The sequence below is a fragment of the Streptomyces tauricus genome, assembly GCF_014650955.1.
Lineage (GTDB): Bacteria > Actinomycetota > Actinomycetes > Streptomycetales > Streptomycetaceae > Streptomyces > Streptomyces tauricus.
In genome coordinates, this window is the sequence record NZ_BMVY01000009.1 from 1 (window position 1) to 20,181 (window position 20,181).

Sequence of the window (20,181 nt, forward strand, 5' to 3'; positions counted from 1 at the left end):
GAGCCGGGGCGTGCGGCGTTCGTGAAGACGACGTTGAAGCCGCGGGAGATCATCTGGTTCGGTTCGAAGGAGTCGCGGCCGTACACGCTGGCCGTGCAGCGGTCGGGCGTGGATCCGCTGGATGTCGAGGGCACGTACGTCCAGAAGGGTTTCCTGCCGCGCTGGCTCGCCACGTTCCTCGGCATCTTCATGGCGCTGGCGATCACGTTCGTCCTGCTGTGGATCGCCTACAAGCCCCAAGTGCGCAGCGCCGCCACGGAGAAGCTCCAGGAAGCCGGCATCAGCACCCTGCCGCCCAGCAGCCCCACGGCGTCCCCTCCCATGCCGTCCACTCCCACCGCCGCCCCGACGACGCCCCCGGCCGCCGCGGAGTCACCGGCCGCGGGCGGGGCCGCGGCCGGGGCGGGAGGCGGTGGTTCCGAGGAGAAGGAGACCAAGGCCCCGGAGCGGACCGCGGCGACCGCCGTCCAGGAACTGGCCGCGGAGGAACCGGACAAGAAGCACATCTGCTACCGGGCCTACGTGAAGGGCGAGGGCTGGACGGAAGCGGTCTGCGACGGCGAGACGGCCGGCACGGTGGGGCAGGAGACGCCCCTCAAGAGCCTCAACATCGCGGTGTCGGGGGTCAAGGGCACGGCGAGCGCCGCGTTCGTCCACGACCCCGGGTCGACGAACGGGCAGGGGCACTACACCGCGCCGTGGTCGGGGGCGGCCGACGGTATCGACAACTACATCGGCAGTACGAAGAAGGACGCGCCGAATCTGCTGGGGTTCACCATCAACGTCGACAACGGTGGTGGGGCCGTCTGCCAGAACGCCCACATCCGCAACGGGGCTTGGCTCGGTCTGGCCTGCGACAAGCCGGGTGAGGGTGAAGGGTTCATCTTCGGCGGAACCCTGGACAACAACCTGTGGCTGGAAGCGGTCAAGTTCACGGTCTGACCGGATGTACGGAGCCGTTCGCGCAGTTCCCCGCGCCCCTGGAGGGCAAAGGCTGGGGCGCAGCCCCGCCTTTGAGGGGCGCGGGGAACTGCGCGGCCAGCACCCGCGCGCCCGCACCTGACGACTCCGCGAGCTAGGGCGCAGGCCCGCCCTTAAGGGGCGCGGGGAACTGCGCGAGCGGCTCCCGTCGGGGCCGTACCCTCAGGTCGTGGCCGCCGTGTTGGCCTTCTTCTCTGTCAAGTGACCTTGTGGGTCGCGGAGTTTCGACGCGTTCGACGGGTTCGCGAGCAGGCGGCGCACCGCCGGTGCGGGCATCCGGATCACCACCGGCCGTGGGAGCGTGAACTCCCGTACCCCCACGGACCGCCGACCCCCCACACCCCGCTCCGCGACCCGCGCCACCACCCGCACGTCCAGCGTGAACTGCACCAGCACCGACTCGAACTTCGGCTTGTGCAGCGGCATCGAACCGGCCGCGTTCGCATGCGCGTCACTCGCGCTGCCGGTGCCGTCGGCGTTGCCGAGAAGCTGGTTCATCCGGAACTCGGTGGCGTTCAGCACGCCCGCCCCGACGATCCCACGCGCCGTCTTGCTGTGCTCAGCCGACTGCTGGTTGTCCACCCCGGTAGGGCGCGGCGCGTCCAGACCGCTCTGCGCCACCGTCTCGAAGGTCATCTTGTCGCCGACCCCCAGGACCCGCCCGGCGCGCAGTCGCGCGTGCAGCGAGGTACGCAGGTCCTGGCCCCGCAGCCCGCTCGCGTGCACGGGCGGCAGATCCACCCCCGCGGAGGTCAGCAGCGGCAGCGCCGAGATGAGCCACTCCGTGGACACCGCCTCGCGCTGGACGTGGGCCGCGGCGTCGCCCTGCTTGCCGTACCGCTTGCTGCCGCCCGCCTCGCGTACCGTGTCGTCGATCAGCTTGCGGATGTCCGGCGCCCCCTGGAAGCCGTTGACCTGGGCCTCCATCGGCAGGGCCACCCCGGCGTCGTGCCAGGGCCCCATCCGGTCGGCACGGGCGTCCTCCCGGCCGGGCGGCGTCGGCCGCCCCTGCCCCTGCTGCTGATCACGCTGATCCCGTTGGTCCTGCTGCACCGGTTGCAGCTGGCCGAGCGCCGTGAGGTCGTTCTGCAGGATGCGGTGGGTCAGCTTCTGCCCGCTCAGCTGGGCCAGCCCCAACCGCCCCTTGGCCGAGTGCAGTTCGAGCGACGCGGTGATCGGGACGTTCATGCGTACCGAGCGCGCCGACGCCTCGGCGACGGTCTTGACACCGAGCTGGGCCCGGCCGACGGACGCGGTCTTCTTCGCGTCGCTGTACCCGAGGCCGAGTCCCGCCGCGCCGCCGACGTTCTTCAGCTGGCCGCCGCCGTTCTCGGGCTTCGCGGCTCCGGCGAAGACGGCCTCGACCCCGCGCGCGTCGCTCTTCTCCCGGCTGCCCGCCCGCTGCGCCGAGGCCGAGGTGATGTACTCCATGTCCCCGGGGCCCTCCGCGAGGGTCTCGGCATGGGTGCCGGGCCCGTTGCGGCTGACCTTGAACACCGCCCAGTACGGCGTCCTGCGCCCGTCCAGCAGTTCCACGGTGACGCCGCCGTCCATGGCACCGGAGAGCAGTCCGGCGGCCCCGTCCTTGTCGAGTACCCGCAGCAGCCGCTGCACGTTGTCGTTGCGGTCCTTGAGCTGCTGCCTGGGCAGCAGGTTCTCGGCGAGGCTCCTGTCCCGGCGGCCGAGGCTGCCGCGGAGCTGTTCCAGGAGGGGGACGAAGTCGGGCATGTCCTCGATCGCGCCGAAGCCGAGCGGGAGGTCCCGGGACAGCTGGGGCTGCGGGGCGGGGGCGCCGGTCTCCCGGCCTCCCTGCTCGTCGCGCCCGGTGTCACCGCCCGCGACCACGCCCGCCGCCCTGCTGCCCTCCGCCTTCTCCTGCGCCTTCTCCCCAGCCTTGTCCTGCGCCTTCTCCTGCGTCTTCGCCGCCTTCTCCGGGGTCTCCTCCGTCGCCTTCTCGCCCGGTACGCGCAGCTTCGACGCCCTCAGCTGGTCCGTGGTGAGCCACACGGCCGCCGCTCCCGGCAGCGTCCGCTCGGACTTCGACACGTACGGGCCGCCGCCGGTGACCCCGACCTCGGCGACCATCCGGACCACCAGGTCGCAGTGGACCAGGTACAGGGGCTGGGTGCGCGAGGTGTGGGCGTTGCGCTCGACCGTGCCGGCCAGCGTCGACGCCGTGGACGAGCCCTCGCTCAGGGTGCGGCTCGCCGAGACGCCCTCGCCGGCCCGCCAGTCGGCGCCGTTCTGCATGCCCACGACTCCGGCCTGCACCGACGTACTCGTACTCTCGGACTCCTGCCCGGTGGCCTGGTGGCCGCCCAGGACGAAGCTCTCGGTCCCGGGGCCCGTGGCCCGGTGCACGACCTTCGGGTTGGCCAGCGCGAACCGTGTCCCCACCGCGCCGGTGAGCCCGGCGGTCCGGCGCGGGTACCGCAGGTTCTTCACGACCCAGCCGGCGGAGACGGCCTGCCGCAGCGCCGCGGTGACGGCCTGCGGGCTGAACCGCTCCTCGATCGCGAGCCGCGGCGCGAGGCCCTCGGTGGCCAGGGCCTTGTCCTCGCGGAGCGTCCTGTTGCGGGCGGCGGCCCCGGCCAGCAGCTCGAAGGCGAGGTCGCGGATCGGCTGCCCGTCGCCGAGGGTCTCCACCAGCGTCCAGTCCCGTACCCGCCGTGAGGCCATCGCCCGCGGTTCCATGCCCGCGAGGTCGCCGATGCCCTCGGCGGCGAACGTCCGCTGCGGCGGCCCGTGTCCTGCGGTCCGGGCCGCGACGGAGGAGTCCAGCCTCTGCTTCTCCTCGGTGTCCATCGTGAACCCGGCCGGGGTCATCAGGCGTACGTCCTGGTCCTCCAGGTCGACCGTGCCGATGTGCCTCGCCTCGGGTACGTCCCGGCCCGGCAGGCCCGGTGTCAGGGTGCGCTTGGCCTTGCGCTCGCGCGACGTCATGGTGACGTCCACGTCGAGGTGCAGGGAGCCGGTGAACGCGGCGGCGTCCTCGGAGCCGTTGGTCAGGATGTCCGAGCGGGTCGTCGGGCCGCCCTGGCCGCGCCGCGCGCCGGTCTTCGTCCGGTCGGCCCGTACCGAGGCGTTCAGCGCGGAGGGGATGATCCGGAACTGGCCGAGCACCATGCCGCCGACCGAGCGCGAACTGGAGCGCCCGCTCTGGGCGTTGCTGGTGACTCCGGCGTGGCTGCGGACGAGCCAGTCCTTGACGTCACCGGCGTACGTGGTGTTGTCGAGCCTGCCGGTGACCTTGATCTGCACGTCGTGCGCGTGCATCCGGGACTTGCGCCGCATCCGTACGCGGATACCGCTAGAGAGCAACTGGTCTTTGTTGACGGCCAGGTTGGTGTCCGACAGGACGGTCAGCAGCTCCCGGTAGTTGGTCCGCTGCGCCTCGGCCTCCTCGGGGCTGGTCTTCCCGGGCTCCCGTCCGGCGCCGAAGGCCGGCAGATAGCCGGCCAGCTGCGGGTCGGTGGCGAAGAGCCGCTGGACGCCGGCGAGCAGGGGACCGGTGTCGAGCTGGCTGATCGCCACACTCGACCCCATGGCACCGAAGGGCAGATGGCGCTCGACGTCCGGCGCGGCCTCCTCGGGCGTGACGTCGGAGGCCCGCGCCTTGCCCTTGCCGGCATCGGTGCCGGAGCCGGTGCCGTCCCCGGAGCCGGAGCCGGAGCCGGAGCCGGTGCCTTTGCCCTTCGCCGGGTCGGCCTTGGGCTTCTTCACCATCTCGTCCGCGGTGACGCCCGACGGCAGCGGCAGACCGAGTGCCTGTGCCTCGTCGGCGCGCAGGCTCAGCCACACGTTCATCGCGTGGGTGGCCGTCCGGTTGCCCATCCGCGCCTTCATCGCGGGGGAGAGCGGCCCGGTGCCCTCCACGGTGAGCAGCACCGTGCCCTGGTAGAGCACCTTGTCGCCGCGGACCTCGGCGCCCTGGCGGCTGGAGACCGTCTGTTCGGACACGGTGAAGCGCGCGCTCTTCGCCCCGAAGGTCGGCATGGCCGTGGCGCGTACCGCCGCGGCGTTCGCCAGCACCCCGACGCCGATGGCGGGGCCCACGCCGAACGTGCCGCCGCGCCCCTTGCCCGCGGTGTCCGTCACCGAGTGCTGCGCCTGCTGGTGCGTACGCAGCTGGGTCTTGCCGATCTGCCAGGCGGGCGTCATCGAGCCGAGGGCGGCGCGCATCCGGTACGTACCCACCGCGCTGCCGTCCTTGGCGGTCAGGTCCTCGCCGACGACCTCCTGGCGCAGCAGCCGGGGCATGTCCTCCAGGACGGTGGTGGTGGAGGTGGCCTCGTACAGCCGGGCGCGGCCGGGGGCGCCGGGTGAGGTCAGCGAGGGGTGCAGCACGGAACGGACCTTGTCGAACAGGCCGTTGCCGCCCTCGTGCGGGCCCGCGGTGTCGGTGACCGCGACCGGGGCCAGGCTGTCGGCCCGCGCGACCTTCCGCGCGGTGCGCGCGGTCAGCCGGGCCGCCCGTGGAGGCGTACCGCCGGTTGCCGACGCGGCCACGGAGGCGGGGACCAGGTGCTCGGTGGGGACGCGCATGGTGAGCGTGCCCGTACCGCTGAACGACTTCACCTCGGGGGCGTCCTGCTTCTTGATCCGTACGCCGTACCGGACCTGGCGGAGCAGTTCGACGGAGCCCTTGTCGCTGCGCAGGACCCGCGGTTCGGCCACGCTCTTCTGGGTGCGGGACTCGCGCGCGGACTGGAACGGCTGGCCGTTCGCCATGACCGCGCCGCCGAGCCAGACACCGGGCGCGACCGGCGCGAGGCCGAAGGCCATCAGACCGGCGCCGTGGCTGGCGGAGTTGCCGGCGGTACGGCCCACCGTGGCCTGGGTGTTGTGCTGGACGTCCACCTTGGTGGCCGCGCCCTCGGCCTCCCGGGCCATCGCGGCCCGCGCCGCCGCCCGGTCGCCGGCCCGTCCGGCGGTCGCGGCGCGCGCCTTCAGGACCTCGGCGGAGACGAAGGTCTCGGGCCGGTCCTCGGGGGCGGGGGAGATGGTGACCGTGACGTCGTACCAGTCCTTGCCGTTCGGGCCCGCCACGGAGAAGGCGCGGCCCTGCCCGTAGAAGGTCTCCGGCCGGCCGGCCAGTTCCTCCTTGATCTCGGCGACGGTTCCGTCGGAGTGCCCGATGGCGGTGGCCAGCGCGGTGCCCACGATCTCGTGGCCGGTGGGCTGCCGGGCGGTGGACAGGCCGGCCGCCGTCAGGTCCCGCAGATACGGCGGCAGGCCCAGCGGTTCCGGTTCGGGGGCGCCCTCGTCGCCCTCCGCGATGGTGGGCAGCACGGACCGCAGGCGGGTGGCGGGGGCGTGTTCGGGCAGTTCCTCGATGGACGACAGTCCGGCGGAACCGGGTCCCTGCGCGGTGCGCGAGGGGCCCGCGACGCTCCGGCCGGCCTCGCCGGGCGGGGCGCTGAGCATGGCGGCCCGGTGCGGGTTCCTGCCGCGCAGTGCCTTGGACGCCGCCGCGTTCCCCGCGCTCTGCTGGAGCGCGAGCATCGAGCGCGGGGCGGGGCCGCCCGGTGCGGAGGACGCCGTCGTCTCAGGCGCCTTGCCCTTGTCGTTCGACGCCTGCCGCTGTCGGCGCACAGTGAGCCGTCCCCACCACGGGGGCAACCCCGCACGTCTGTCCGTTCCGGATCCGTCCGAGAGGCAGCGTAACCACTGGGACGGGCGGGAAAGGGCAGGTCACGTGGGGTGTCAGGTGATCGAGGCCCGCAGCTCACCGGGGGGTCGGCCGTAGTTCACCAGGGCGTCACACGGGCACCCGGACGGCTACCGCACCCGCGTCGCGCGGGGCTCGGAACGACTGCCGGTCAGGTGCCGTCGGAGCGTCCGGACGGCTACCGGTGGTGTGTCCCACGGGCGTCCGGACGGCTACCGGTGGTGTGTCCCACGAGTGCCGGACGGCTACCAGTTGCCCTCTCCGGGGACCAGTCGGCCCGCCTTGCGGTACTCCCGTTCGGCGCCCTCGCGCAGGTCCGCCGTCGTGACCGGGGCGCCGCGTCCGGCGGCCGCGTAGGCGGCGGTGACGACCGCGCTGCGGATCGAGCCGCCCGCCAGCTCGAAGGCGTCGGCGACCGCCGAGGGATCGGTGCCCTCCGCGCACGGCACGGCGGAGAGGCTGTGCCGCCACAGGGCGAGGCGCTGCCCGGGGTCGGGGAACGGGAAGTCGACCACCAGGTCGAGGCGCCGGGTGAACGCCTCGTCGATGTTGGCGCGCAGGTTGGTGGTGAGCAGGGCGATGCCGTCGAAGGACTCCAGGCGCTGGAGCAGGTACGCGCTCTCCATGTTGGCGTACTTGTCGTGGGAGTCCTTGACCTCGGAGCGCTTGCCGAAGACCGCGTCCGCCTCGTCGAAGAGCAGCACCGCGTCCGTGCGGTCGGCCTCGGTGAAGATCCGCTCCAGGTTCTTCTCGGTCTCGCCCACGTACTTGTCGACGATCGAGGAGAGCTGGACCACATACAGGTCCAGGCCGAGTTCGGCGGCGACGACCTCGGCCGACAGGGTCTTGCCGGTGCCGGACTCGCCCGCGAAGAGACCGAGGACACCGCGGCCCCGGCCGCCGCCCGCGCTGAGCCGCCAGTCGCCGAGGACCTGGTCGCGGTGGCGGGCGCGCAGAGCCAGTTCGTGCAGCTGCACGAGGGGCTTGTCGGGCAGGACGAGGTCCTCCCAGCCCACGTCGGGGCGGATCCTGCGGGCATGCCGTTCGAGCCCCGAGGCGGACTGCTGCCGTGCGGCGAGCCGCAGATGGGCGGCGGTCACCGGGGTGCCGTCGAAGCCGGCGAGGCTCCGGGCGGCCTCGGCGGCCCGCAGGATGCGGTCGCCGCCGAGCCGGTAGGGGGCCACCGTGGCGGCGAGGTCGAAGCCGGGCTCGTCCCGCAGGGCGGCCGACCAGACGTCCACCGCGCCGGCCCGCTGCCGGGGCGCGTCGAGGACCAGCGGGTCGTGCTCGGACCACTGCGGGTCGTACGGCCGGGACCCGGTGAGCAGCACGGGCACCCCGGAGTGCGCCAACGCCCGTACCAGCTTGCCGGGTTGTTCGGGCAGGGCGGACGCGACGACGGCGGCGTCGCGCAGCCGGGCCTCCCGCAGGAGTTCGGGTACGCGGTCCTCGGGGCCCGTGAAGTGCAGGGCCTCGTATCCGGCGGCGCGCAGGGCGGCGGCAGCACCGGCGAGCCCGTCGCCCTCGCGGTGTTCGCGCAGATAGACGGTGAGGGGCGCGGTGCTCAGCCGGGCTGCCAGCTTGGCGGTGAACTCGTCGTCGTGCGAGGGCGCGGCGGTCGCGAGCGGGTGGACGTGGCCGACGAGGGCGGGGTCCAGGGTGTCGTCGCCGAGCAGATGCGCGATGAGCCGGTCGGGTACGCGCAACGCCCGGCTGAGGAAGGGCCGTTCGGGGTCCTCGACGCTCAGCAGGCCGAGCGCGGTCAGCGGCGCCGAGGGGTGGAAGCGGGCCCGCGCCCCGGCGAAGTGCACGGGCAGCCCGCACAGGTCGAGGGCGAGTCCGGTGGTGGCCCGGCGTCTGCTGACGTCGTCGTTGAGGTACCCGTACAGCGACTCGAAGGAGCGCTCCAGGTCGGGGGCGAGGGCGATCAGCAGGATTCGCAGGTCCAGCTCGGTGAGCCCGAGCCGTACCGCGAGCAGTTCCAGCCGGTCGGCCCCGGCGCCCTCGTACGCCGTCCCGTCGTCCCCGTCCCGGTCGCCCGCCCCGTCGTCGAAGGCGGTGGGGTACGAGACCGTCGTGGGCCCCAGAAGGTGCCGTACGGCCTCGTCGGAGAGGTACAGGCCGCGCAGCGGATCGCCCGCCGTGGGATCCCCGGCGCTGCGCTCGTCGACCAGCTCGGCGACGCGGTCGCGCAGCCGGGCCAGCCGCAGGAGGAGCGTGTCGGACGTGGGCGGGGCGTGGGCGGTCACTTGTGCCGTTCTCCGGTGTTCTGCGGATCGCCGGAGCTCTGCCGTTCTCCGGTGGGGTCGGGCCGGCCGGTGTCCTCGCGTGTCCCGGTGCCCAGGGGCGAGGACTTCAGGTGCCGCGGCCGGTGCCGGCGTTCCTCCGACCCCTCCAGCGTGCCGTCCATGCCCCGTACGCGCACGCCCGTGCCCTCCGTGACCGGGGGACCGGCGTCGTACTCGGGGAAGGCGGGGAAGGGCGCGGTGACGACGAGGTCCAGGGACGGCTTCAGTTCGCCGCCCATCGCGGACCAGATCTCGGCGAGGGACCGGGACTCGGTGTGCAGCCCGGCCACCGTGAGCGGGACGGACAGGCCCAGCGCGCCGAGCGGGCCCGGCAGGTCGCTCGCGGGTATCAGCTCGTGGGGCAGCAGGGTCGCCAACGCCGCCGAGAGCAGCCGGTGTTCGTCCAGCGGCTGCTTGGTCCACGCGGTGACCAGGTACGACAGCCGGAACCAGCGGGGCGGCTGGCGACGGCGTACGACGATGTCACGGTCGTCGCGGACGGCGGTGTGGCCGCGCTGGCGCCGGGAGACGTCCTCGCGGATGTCGTACAGGTAGGTGTTGATGGTCGGCGCGTTGCGCCGGGCCGCCCAGTCGCGGGTCGGGGCCTCGAAGGAGATGTCGATGCCGGAGCCCGCCAGCGCACCGCCCCCGAGCAGCCGCTTGAGGACCTCGTCCACCTCGTGGATCACCGTCGCGCTCCCGCCCTGCCGTGCTGTGCCCTGCCGTACCGCCACCGGATGACGGCGCGGCTGTCCCGCGGCGACCGGAGCCGCTGCCGTAACCGGAACCGCTGTCGTAACCGATCGTGCCTCTGAAGGCTTCGCCTCCGCAGGCACGCCGGGGACGACCGGCGGGCACAGAGTGCTGCCCCCGCGTCCGCCTCCGGCTGCCCGTTCGATCAGATGTAGCCTTCGCGCAGGGCATGTGCCACGGCATGCGCCCGGTTGCGCAGATGCAGTCGGGTGGTGAGCCCATGCATCACGTTCTTGACGGTCCGTTCGGAGTAGGACAGCTTGCTGGCGATCTCCCCGGTGTCGAGCCCCTCGGCGACGAGTCTCAGCACATCCACCTCACGCGGTGCGAGCCCCGAGGAAGGGGCTCCGGGATGGCTGCTCGCCGTGCGGTGCAGCGAACCCACCTGGCTGATCAGCCGGCCGAGCAGATCGGCGGGCAGGTCGCCGTCGCCCCGCGAGGCCGCGACGACCGCCTGCACCAGCCGGTGCGCGGTGGCCTCGTGGCGCCACACGATGGCGCCGACCCCGCACTCGATGACGTCGAGGAGTTCGGTCTCGCGGATCGTGCTGACCACGAGGACGGCACGGGCGCCCTCGCTGCGCACCAGTCTGCGCAGCCGGGAGAGCGCGGTCTCGTCCAGCGTCTCGCTGATCAGCAGGGCGACGGTGTCGGGGCCTGTCTCGGTCTCCTCGCGGAGGTCGATCACCGGGTGCTGCCGCAGCTGGCTGAGCGCTCCCTCCCGGGTGATCGGGTCCGAGGCGTGGACCGCCACCGGTATTCGGGACTCGGGCTCTGCCGTGCCCGGAGCCGCGGTCCCAAATGAGCTGCGCAACGGACTCCCCTATGTTCACGAGCCCGTCACCTCTGTGGCGTCCGTGACAGGCGTGCGGTCCTCACACTTCTGGGGGCCGTGTGGTCGGCGCAATCGTGGAGCACCACGAGACACACCACGAGATCGGGAAGCAGATCGGAAACGACGTTGCACAAATGACAGTGGGTCATGTCACGCAACGGGACTCGCCTGTTCCGCCGTCCCACACAGTGGGCCGCACCACGGCCGCGAGGGAGGCAGGGATGTACGTACCACTGCTTGAGCGTCGTCAAACCCTGGAACTGATCGCCGCCGACGCCGCGCGCGCCCGGACCGGGAGCGGCCGGCTCGTCCTGCTGCGGGGCGCCACCGGCACGGGCCGTTCCGCGCTCCTCGAAGCCGCCGCCGAACAGGCGGAGTCGGCCGGGATGCGGGTGCTGCGGGCCCGCTGCTCACCCGACGACACCGCCCTGCCCTTCTCGGCCGTACGTCAACTGCTGGGCCCGCACGCGGAGTTCCCCGACGACCGGGAGGTGCCGGACGAACGCGCCCGGGGGGCCTGGCTGTGGCGGCTGCTGCGTTCGTTCACGGCCGGATCGCCGCTCCTGGTGGCCGTGGACGACGTCCATCTCGCCGACGAGTCCTCGCGGCGCTGGCTCGTCGACGCGGCCCGGCGGGTGGACCGGTTACCGGTCCTGCTCGTGGTGACCGAGCGGAGCCAGTACGACATCGACGCGCCGTCGGCCGGCCTCGCCCACACCCTGTCGCCCGCGCTCGTACGCACGCTCACCCTCGCGCCGCTGGGCGTCGACTCCACGACACGGCTGGTCCGTTCGGACTTCGGCACGGTCCCCCAGTCATGGGTGGAGGACTGCGTACGGGCGAGCGCGGGCAGCCCGCTGCTGCTGCGCGCCCTGCTGGACGACCTGCGCGGAACCCTGCCGGCCACGGTGCCGAAGGTGAGCGCCGCGCTGTATCCGGGGGCGTACCAGGCCGCGGTCTCCTGGTGGCTGGACAACGCGGGCCCCGCGACGACGGAGGTGGCGCGGGCGTTCGCCGCACTCGACGACGACGCGGTGGGCCCCCACCTCCGGACACCGTTCGACAAGGCGAACGGCGGGGTGCCCAGGACGCGGAGCGAGGACCCCGGGCACGGGACCGACGCCCCGCCCGGGAGCAGCCCTCACGAGGGCGCCGCCCGGCCGCCGGCCCACCGGGAACGGGCACACCCGGATGCGGCCGCCGATGCCGGCACAGACACGGGGGCAGACACGGACGCGGACACGGCCGTAGACGCAGCCGTAGAGACAGGTACAGCTACCGGTCCCGGTTCCTGTGCTCAAGCCGCTGCCGCTGCTGCTGCCGCCGTTGCTGTTGCCGATGCCGCTGCCGATGCCGCAGGTGTCGGCCCGGCGGACGGCGGCCCTGCCCCGGACGACGCCGTCGCGCACGAGTTGGCGGACCTGCTCGGCGGGGTCACCGAGGCCGATCCCGCGCGGGTGGCGGGGTGGCTGACCGCCATGACGCAGCTCGGATTCCTGTGGGCCGGTGACGACGGGCGCCCCCGCTACGCCCACCCCCTGCTGCGGGACGCGGTGCTCAGCGGCTGGCCCGTGGCCCGGCGGCGGGCCGCGCACCGCAGGGCCGCCGAGGTCATGCTGCGGCGCGGCGAACGCGCCGAGGTCGTGGCCGGCCAGTTGCTGCGCGCCGACGCGGTCGGCGAGCCCTGGGCCACCGGCGTCCTCCTGGACGCCTCCGCCGTCGCCGTCCACGACGACCGCGCCGCCGACGCCCTGCCCTATCTGCGCCGCGCCCTGGACGAACCGCTGCCCGACGACCACCGGCAGCGGCTCCTCACCGAACTGGGCTCCCTGGAGTACGCCACCGTCCGCTCCTCGGCCGGCATCCCGCGCCTCGCCGAGGCGGTACGACTCCCGGGCGTCCCGCAGGACCGGGTGCGCGCGGCGGTGGCCCTGGGCACGGCCCTGGCCGGCCGGGGCGAGGCACGCGCCGCCATCGACGTACTGCGTTCGCTGGACTCGCAGCTCACGGCCCACCCCGACCTGGCCCGTACCGTGCAGATCACCTCGGCGCTGCTCTCCGACCACGACCACGAGATCAGGCAGGAGGTCTACCGCTGGCTGCGGGAGAGCGCCGCCCGCTCACCGGGCCTGGTCGGCGCCGCGGGCCAGGCACTGCTCGTACGGTACGAGGCCACGGCGGGCCTGCTCTCCGCGGACGCCGCCATGGAACGCGTACGGGCCCTCCTCGCGGAGCCGGCCGAACCGCTCACGGAGCCCTTCCTGCTGGGCACGGCCGCCGCCGTCGCCCAGTGGGCCGACGAACTCGAAGAGGCCGAGCGGCTCGTCGGGCGCGGTCTCGCCCGGCAGCGCCCGTCCCTGCTGCACCCGATGCACCGCGCCCTGCTGAACGTCCGGGCCGACATCGCCGCCGCCCGCGGCGACTACGCGCGGCTGCTCGCCGGCCCCGAGGCCCGCCCGTCGGCCGGCACCCGGCTGGGCCCCGGCAACGGGCAGGCGCACGCCCTGGTCGCGCTCGTCGAGACCGGCCGGGTCGTGGAGGCCCGCAGACTCGCGGGCGGCTTCGACCTGCGGGAGGCGAAGGACTCCTGGGAGGTGAACAGGTTCCTGTACGCGCGAGGGGTGCTGCGGGCCGCCGGCGGGGACCCGGCGGGCGCGCTCGACGACTTCCTCGAATGCGGGCGCCGTCAGTCGGCGCGCGATGTGGTGAGCCCGGTCGTCACTCCCTGGCGGACGGCCTCGGCGGAGTGCCGGCTGGCCCTCGGGCGGCCCCGGGAGGCGCTGGAACTGGCCGAGGAGGAGCTGCGCCTGGCCCGGGTGTGGGACACCCCGCGGCTGGTGGGCCGTGCCCTGCGGGTCCTCGGCCTGGCGACCGGCGGGCGGCGCGGCCTGGAACTCGCCGACCAGGCCGTACGCGTACTGCGGGACGCCTCCGCAGGCGTCCCGGTCGACACCGAGCTGATCCCCGCGCTGATCGCGCAGGGACGCCAGCTCACCGCCGCCGGGGACCGGGGCCGTGCCCGCGACTGCCTGCGGGAGGCCGCCGAACGCGCCGAACGGCTGGGCGCCGTACGGCTGCGGGCCATCGCCGAGGAGGCCCTGCGCGAGGGCGGCGCCCGCCGCACGACAACGGCGCTCACCGGCTCGGGCGCGCTCACCGGCAGCGAGCGCCGGATAGCGGAGCTGGCCGCCGACGGCCGGACGAACACGGAGATCGCGGAACTGCTGCATCTCGCGCGCCGCACCGTGGAGACCCATCTGACCAGCACCTACCGGAAGCTGGGCATCCGGCGCCGGGGCGAACTGACGACCGCGCTCGACGGCCGGCCGGACGGCTGACGGGGCGGCCGACGCAGCGGTGGGGCGGCTGACGGGGCGGACAGAAACGGCGTTGCGGTGTCTGTCCCCGCCTCCCACACTGACCCGGTGCTGATACGACGTGAGGCCCCTGCCGACGTACCCGCCGCGCGTGCCGTGATCGCGGCGGCCTTCGCCGAGCCGGGCGCCCCCGGTCCGCCGGACCCGGTGGAGGCCACCCTCCTCGACGCGCTGCGGACCTGCGAGGGCTGGCTCCCGGAGCTGTCGGTCGTGGCGGTCGCGGGAGACGAGAGGGAGGAGGTCGTCGGGCACGTCGTCTGTACGCGCGGACACGTCGACGGCGTCCCGGCCCTCGGACTCGGCCCGATCGGCGTACGCCCCGACACACAGCGCCGCGGTGTCGGCCTCGCGCTGATGCACGCGGTCCTCGGCGCGGCGGACGCCCTGGGCGAACCGCTCGTCGCGCTGCTCGGCAGCCCCGCCTACTACGGCCGCTTCGGCTTCCGCCCCGCCACCGAGCTGGGCATCCGCCCGCCGGACCCGGCCTGGGGCGAGTACTTCCAGGTCCGCACCCTCACGGCGTACGAGCCGGGCCTGCGCGGCACGTTCGGTTACGCGGCCCCGTTCGACGACGTGTAGCCCGTCGGGGGCGCGGGGAACCGCGCGAACGGCCCCCGCCGGTGGGCGGGGGCCGTTCGACTCACCTGACTGCTGACTGCTGACTGCTGACTGCTGACTGCGCGCGTGCCTACTTGACCGGCTCGGGCTGCGGCTCGCTCTCCGCCTCGGCCGCACCCGCCGGAGGCTCCGGCAGGGTCTTGACGGAGTCGAGCAGCAACTGGGCCACGTCCACGACCTGCACGGACTCCTTGGCCTTGCCGTCGTTCTTCTTGCCGTTGACCGAGTCGGTCAACATGACGAGGCAGAACGGGCACGCCGTGGAGACGATGTCGGGGTTCAGGGACAGCGCCTCGTCGACGCGCTCGTTGTTGATGCGCTTGCCGATCCGCTCCTCCATCCACATCCGCGCGCCACCCGCGCCGCAGCAGAAGCCGCGCTCCTTGTGGCGGTGCATCTCCTGCTGGCGCAGGCCCGGGACGGCGGACATGATCTCGCGCGGGGGCGTGTAGATCTTGTTGTGCCGGCCCAGGTAGCAGGGGTCGTGGTAGGTGATGAGGCCGTCGACCGGGGTCACCGGGACCAGCTTGCCCTCGTCGATGAGGTGCTGGAGCAACTGGGTGTGGTGGATGACCTCGTAGTCGCCACCGAGCTGCGGGTACTCGTTACCGAGGGTGTTGAGGCAGTGCGGGCAGGTCGCGACGATCTTCTTCGCGGCCTTGGGCTTCCTCGACTCCGCGGTGACCTTGCCGTCGTCGTCCATCTCCTCGCCGAAGGCGGCGTTGAGGGACATGACGTTCTCCATGCCGAGCTCCTGGAACAGGGGCTCGTTGCCGAGGCGGCGGGCGGAGTCACCGGTGCACTTCTCGTCGCCGCCCATGATGGCGAACTTCACGCCCGCCATGTGCAGCAGCTCGGCGAAGGCCTTGGTGGTCTTCTTGGCCCGGTCCTCCAGGGCGCCGGCGCAGCCGACCCAGTACAGGTACTCGACCTCGGAGAGGTCCTCCAGATCCCGTCCGACGACGGGGATCTCGAAGTCGACCTCCTTGGTCCACTCCAGGCGCTGCTTCTTGGCGAGCCCCCAGGGGTTGCCCTTCTTCTCCAGGTTCTTGAGCATCGTCCCGGCCTCGGACGGGAACGCGCTCTCGATCATCACCTGGTAGCGGCGCATGTCGACGATGTGGTCGATGTGCTCGATGTCGACGGGGCATTGCTCCACGCAGGCGCCGCAGGTGGTGCAGGACCACAGGACGTCGGGGTCGATGACCCCGTTCTCCTCCAGGGTCCCGATGAGCGGCCGCTCGGCCTCGGCGAGGGCGGCGGCGGGCACGTCCTTGAGCTGCTCGGCGGTCGCCTTCTCGTTGCCTTCCATGTCCTTGCCGCCGCCCGCGAGCAGGTACGGGGCCTTGGCGTGCGCGTGGTCGCGCAGCGACATGATGAGCAGCTTCGGGGAGAGCGGCTTGCCGGTGTTCCAGGCGGGGCACTGCGACTGGCAGCGCCCGCACTCGGTGCACGTGGAGAAGTCGAGCAGGCCCTTCCAGGAGAACTGCTCCACCTGGCTGACACCGAAGACGTCGTCGTCACCGGGATCGGTGAAGTCGATGGGCTTGCCGCCGGAGGTCATGGGCAGCAGCGCGCCGAGCGCGGTACCCCCCTCGGCCTTCCGCTTGAACCAGATGTTCGGGAAGGCGAGGAAGCGGTGCCAGGCGACGCCCATGTTGGTGTTGAGCGAGACGACGATCATCCACACGAAGGACGTGCCGATCTTGATCGTCGCGACGAGGTAGACCAGGTTCTGCAGCGTGCTCAGGCCGAGGCCCTTGAAGGCCAGGACCAGCGGGTACGAGGCGAAGTACCCGGCCTCGTAGTGCTCGACGTGGTGGAGGGCGCCCTCCAGGCCGCGCAGCACGTAGATGGCGAGGCCGATGGTGAGGATGACGTACTCGACGAAGTACGCCTGACCGGACTTCGAGCCCGCGAACCGGGACTTGCGGCCGGCCCGCGAGGGCAGACTCGCCAGCCGGATCGCGATCAGCACGGCGATGCCCAGGATCGTCATCACGCCGATGAACTCGATGTAGAGCTCGAACGGCAGGAACTCACCGATGACCGGGAGGACCCAGTCGGCCTGGAACAGCTGGCCGAAGGCCTGGACGAGGGTGGGCGGCAGCGTCAGGAAGCCGACGGCCACGAACCAGTGGGCGAAGCCGACGATGCCCCACCGGTTCATCCGGGTGTGACCGAGGAACTCCTTCACCAGCGTCACGCTGCGCTGGTACGGGTTGTCGGTGCGGGTGCCGGCGGGGACCGGCTGGCCGAGCTTGAAGTACCGGACGAACTGGCCGATGGCGCGCGCGATGAGCGCGACGCCGACCACGGTCAGGACCAGCGACACGATGATCGCGGCGAGTTGCATTTCGGGGCTCCTCGGGCCTGCGAGGGTCATTACTGAGCGGTAGCTTACGCAGTCCTACGAGACTACCCATTCCTATGTCCGCACTGTAGTCAGCGCCACGGTGATCTGCGTCGCTGAGGCATACCTGGGTGCGGGCTCCCCGCGCCTCTAGGGGGGCGGGTGCGGCCCCGGCGGGGACCGATCGCGCAGTTCCCCGCGCCTCTGGGAGGTCGGGTGCGGCCTGGGTGGGTGGTGCGCAGTTCCCCGCGCCCCTAGGGGGTCGGGTGCGGGCCGGATGGAGTGTTTGCGCAGTTCCCCGCGCCCTTGGAGGGCGGGTTTTCCGCGCTCCGTTGGGGCAAAAGGTGGGGCGTAGCCCCGCTTTTGAGGGGCGCGGGGAACTGCGCGGCCCACCCCCGCCGGCCCGCACCCCTGAAACGGCGCCGGCGCCACTCCCTCAGGGGCGCGGGGAACGGCGCGAACGGTTCCCGCCGGGACTGCACCCGGCTTCTCAGGGGCGCGGGGAACTGCGCGAACGGCTTTCGGCGGGCCGCAGCCGGACAGTGACGCGCAGGTCAGGGGCTAGTGTGCGCGTAAGTAAGAGATAAGAGTTGAGCCTCCATGACTCACCTCTGTTGACCGAGCGGCAAGCGTCATGCACACTTGAGTCCGTTCCACTCAAGTCATTGCTGGAGGAATTGAAATGGCACGTGCGGTCGGCATCGACCTGGGCACGACTAACTCCGTCGTCAGCGTTCTGGAGGGCGGTGAGCCCACCGTCATCACCAACGCCGAGGGCGCCAGGACCACGCCGTCCGTCGTCGCCTTCGCCAAGAACGGCGAGGTGCTCGTCGGCGAGGTCGCGAAGCGCCAGGCGGTCACGAACGTGGACCGGACCATCAGGTCCGTGAAGCGTCACATGGGCACGGACTGGAAGATCGAGCTCGACGGCAAGCACTTCAACCCGCAGCAGATGAGCGCCTTCATCCTGCAGAAGCTGAAGCGCGACGCCGAGGCGTACCTGGGCGAGAAGGTGGCCGACGCGGTCATCACCGTCCCGGCGTACTTCAACGACTCCGAGCGCCAGGCGACGAAGGAGGCCGGCGAGATCGCGGGCCTGAACGTCCTGCGCATCGTGAACGAGCCGACCGCCGCGGCCCTGGCGTACGGCCTCGACAAGGACGACCAGACGATTCTCGTCTTCGACCTCGGTGGCGGCACGTTCGACGTGTCCCTCCTGGAGATCGGCGACGGCGTCGTCGAGGTGAAGGCCACCAACGGTGACAACCACCTCGGTGGTGACGACTGGGACCAGCGGGTCGTCGACTACCTGGTGAAGCAGTTCGCGTCCGGCCACGGTGTGGACCTGGGCAAGGACAAGATGGCCCTCCAGCGTCTGCGCGAGGCCGCCGAGAAGGCCAAGATCGAGCTGTCCTCCTCCACGGAGACCTCGATCAACCTGCCCTACATCACGGCTTCCGCCGAGGGCCCGCTGCACCTGGACGAGAAGCTCACGCGCGCCCAGTTCCAGCAGCTGACGGCCGACCTGCTGGAGCGCTGCAAGACGCCGTTCCACAACGTCATCAAGGACGCCGGCATCCAGCTGAGCGAGATCGACCACGTCGTTCTCGTCGGTGGCTCCACCCGTATGCCCGCCGTGGCCGAGCTCGTCAAGGAGCTGACCGGCGGCCAGGACGCCAACAAGGGCGTCAACCCGGACGAGGTCGTCGCCATCGGCGCCGCCCTCCAGGCCGGTGTCCTCAAGGGTGAGGTCAAGGACGTCCTGCTCCTCGACGTGACCCCGCTGTCCCTCGGTATCGAGACCAAGGGAGGGATCATGACCAAGCTCATCGAGCGCAACACCACGATCCCGACCAAGCGGTCCGAGATCTTCACGACGGCCGAGGACAACCAGCCGTCCGTCCAGATCCAGGTCTACCAGGGCGAGCGCGAGATCGCGGCGTACAACAAGAAGCTCGGGATGTTCGAGCTGACCGGTCTGCCGCCGGCCCCGCGTGGCGTCCCGCAGATCGAGGTCGCCTTCGACATCGACGCCAACGGCATCATGCACGTGACCGCGAAGGACCTCGGCACGGGCAAGGAGCAGAAGATGACCGTCACCGGCGGCTCCTCGCTGCCGAAGGACGAGGTCGACCGCATGCGCCAGGAGGCCGAGCAGTACGCGGACGAGGACCACCGTCGCCGCGAGGCCGCCGAGGCCCGCAACCAGGGCGAGCAGCTCGTCTACCAGACGGAGAAGTTCCTCAAGGACAACGAGGACAAGGTCCCCGGCGACGTCAAGACCGAGGTCGAGACGAGCGTCGAGGAGCTGAAGGCCGCGCTCAAGGGCGAGGACACCGCCGAGATCCGTACGGCCACGGAGAAGGTCGCCGCCGTCTCCCAGAAGCTGGGCCAGGCGATGTACGCCGACGCCCAGGCCGCTCAGGGTGCCGCCGGCGCCGAGGCCCCGGGCGCCGGTCCGGACGCCGGTGCCAAGGCCGCCGACGACGACGTGGTCGACGCGGAGATCGTCGACGAGGACCGTGACCGCAAGGACGGTGCCGCGTGACCGAGGAGACTCCGGGCTTCGACGAGCAGCCCGACGTCCCCTCCGGCGCCACCCCTGAAGACGCCGAGCCGAAGCCTGCCCCCTCCTCCTCGGAGGACGGGGCGGCCCAGGCCGGGGACGCGGCGGCAGCAGCTCAGTCCGCAGCCCAGATCGCAGGCCTGACGGCCCAGCTGGACCAGGTGCGTACGGCGCTCAACGAACGTACGGCGGACGTCCAGCGGCTCCAGGCCGAGTACCAGAACTACCGCCGCCGGGTCGAGCGCGACCGGATCGCGGTCAAGGAACTCGCCATCGCGAACCTCCTGACCGAGCTCCTGCCCGTGCTCGACGACATCGGCCGCGCGCGGGAACACGGCGAACTGGTCGGCGGCTTCAAGTCGGTGGCCGAGTCGCTGGAGACCGTCGCGGCGAAGATGGGCCTGCAGCAGTTCGGCAAGGAGGGCGAGCCCTTCGACCCGATGATCCACGAGGCCCTGATGCACTCGTACGCGCCGGACGTCACGGAGACGACGTGCGTGGCGATTCTGCAGCCGGGGTATCGCTTCGGCGAGCGCACCATCCGCCCCGCGCGGGTGGCGGTCGCCGAGCCGCAGCCCGGAGCGCAGCCCGTCAAGGGCGACGAGACGGACGCGGGGACCGCGGCGGCCGACGACAAGGAGAGCGGTGGCCCGGACGAGGGCTGACGTGGAACAGGGCGTACGCGCGCCCCTTTGCACAAAGAACGTCGAGCGCGTACGTGACGGTGGCGTACGGAAGG

General features: G+C 72.3%; 9 protein-coding genes and 1 pseudogene. 5 read left to right on the top strand and 5 right to left on the bottom strand.

Translation table 11 applies throughout. The annotated features are described in order from the left end of the window. A pseudogene (locus tag IE278_RS16355) lies at nucleotides 1–942 on the top strand (hydrolase); the annotation flags it as partial. A gap of 201 nt (nucleotides 943–1,143) precedes the next feature. Here IE278_RS16355 and IE278_RS16360 read toward each other — a convergent pair. From IE278_RS16360 to IE278_RS16375, 4 genes are all read right to left on the bottom strand, one after another. Further along, nucleotides 1,144–6,576, bottom strand: coding sequence for a hypothetical protein (locus tag IE278_RS16360; RefSeq protein ID WP_246570347.1), 5,433 nt, complete (start codon nucleotides 6,574–6,576; stop codon nucleotides 1,144–1,146). Between the two features lie 321 nt (nucleotides 6,577–6,897). Further along, complete coding sequence (locus tag IE278_RS16365) at nucleotides 6,898–8,901, bottom strand: ATP-binding protein (protein ID WP_189773000.1); 2,004 nt, start codon at nucleotides 8,899–8,901, stop codon at nucleotides 6,898–6,900. Further along, nucleotides 8,898–9,629, bottom strand: coding sequence for a Pvc16 family protein (locus IE278_RS16370; protein ID WP_189773002.1), 732 nt, complete (start codon nucleotides 9,627–9,629; stop codon nucleotides 8,898–8,900). Before IE278_RS16370 ends, IE278_RS16365 begins: the two co-directional genes overlap by 4 nt. Before the next feature lie 209 nt (nucleotides 9,630–9,838). Continuing rightward, nucleotides 9,839–10,507: a helix-turn-helix transcriptional regulator gene (locus IE278_RS16375; RefSeq protein ID WP_189773004.1), complete on the bottom strand. Its 669-nt coding sequence runs from the start codon at nucleotides 10,505–10,507 to the stop codon at nucleotides 9,839–9,841. A gap of 242 nt (nucleotides 10,508–10,749) precedes the next feature. Here IE278_RS16375 and IE278_RS16380 point away from each other — a divergent pair, with 242 nt between their 5' ends. Together IE278_RS16380 and IE278_RS16385 are read left to right on the top strand one after the other, a co-directional pair. Beyond that, a complete protein-coding gene (locus IE278_RS16380) occupies nucleotides 10,750–13,866 on the top strand; it encodes a helix-turn-helix transcriptional regulator (RefSeq protein WP_189773006.1) in 3,117 nt (1,038 codons plus the stop codon). Nucleotides 13,867–13,953: 87 nt separating this feature from the next. After that, entirely contained in the window at nucleotides 13,954–14,484 is a 531-nt protein-coding gene (locus IE278_RS16385) for a GNAT family N-acetyltransferase (RefSeq protein ID WP_189773008.1), read from the top strand. 109 nt (nucleotides 14,485–14,593) lie between these two features. Here IE278_RS16385 and IE278_RS16390 read toward each other — a convergent pair whose 3' ends face one another. Beyond that, nucleotides 14,594–16,879 (bottom strand): (Fe-S)-binding protein, encoded by a 2,286-nt coding sequence (locus IE278_RS16390; protein WP_189773010.1) that lies wholly within the window; start codon nucleotides 16,877–16,879, stop codon nucleotides 14,594–14,596. Between the two features lie 679 nt (nucleotides 16,880–17,558). Here IE278_RS16390 and dnaK point away from each other — a divergent pair. Next, entirely contained in the window at nucleotides 17,559–19,424 is a 1,866-nt protein-coding gene (gene dnaK / locus IE278_RS16395) for a molecular chaperone DnaK (protein ID WP_189773012.1), read from the top strand. Continuing rightward, the gene (gene grpE / locus IE278_RS16400) at nucleotides 19,421–20,107 is read left to right on the top strand and encodes a nucleotide exchange factor GrpE (protein WP_189773014.1); all 687 of its coding nucleotides are present in this window, start codon (nucleotides 19,421–19,423) and stop codon (nucleotides 20,105–20,107) included. The genes dnaK and grpE overlap by 4 nt, the downstream gene beginning before the upstream one ends. Nucleotides 20,108–20,181: the final 74 nt, after the last annotated feature.

Coding starts and splice junctions, on each gene's coding strand:
- IE278_RS16380 (WP_189773006.1), top strand. CDS start 10,750: ATGTACGTACCACTGCTTGAGCGTCGTCAAACCCTGGAACTGATCGCC.
- IE278_RS16390 (WP_189773010.1), bottom strand. CDS start 16,879: ATGCAACTCGCCGCGATCATCGTGTCGCTGGTCCTGACCGTGGTCGGC.
- dnaK (WP_189773012.1), top strand. CDS start 17,559: ATGGCACGTGCGGTCGGCATCGACCTGGGCACGACTAACTCCGTCGTC.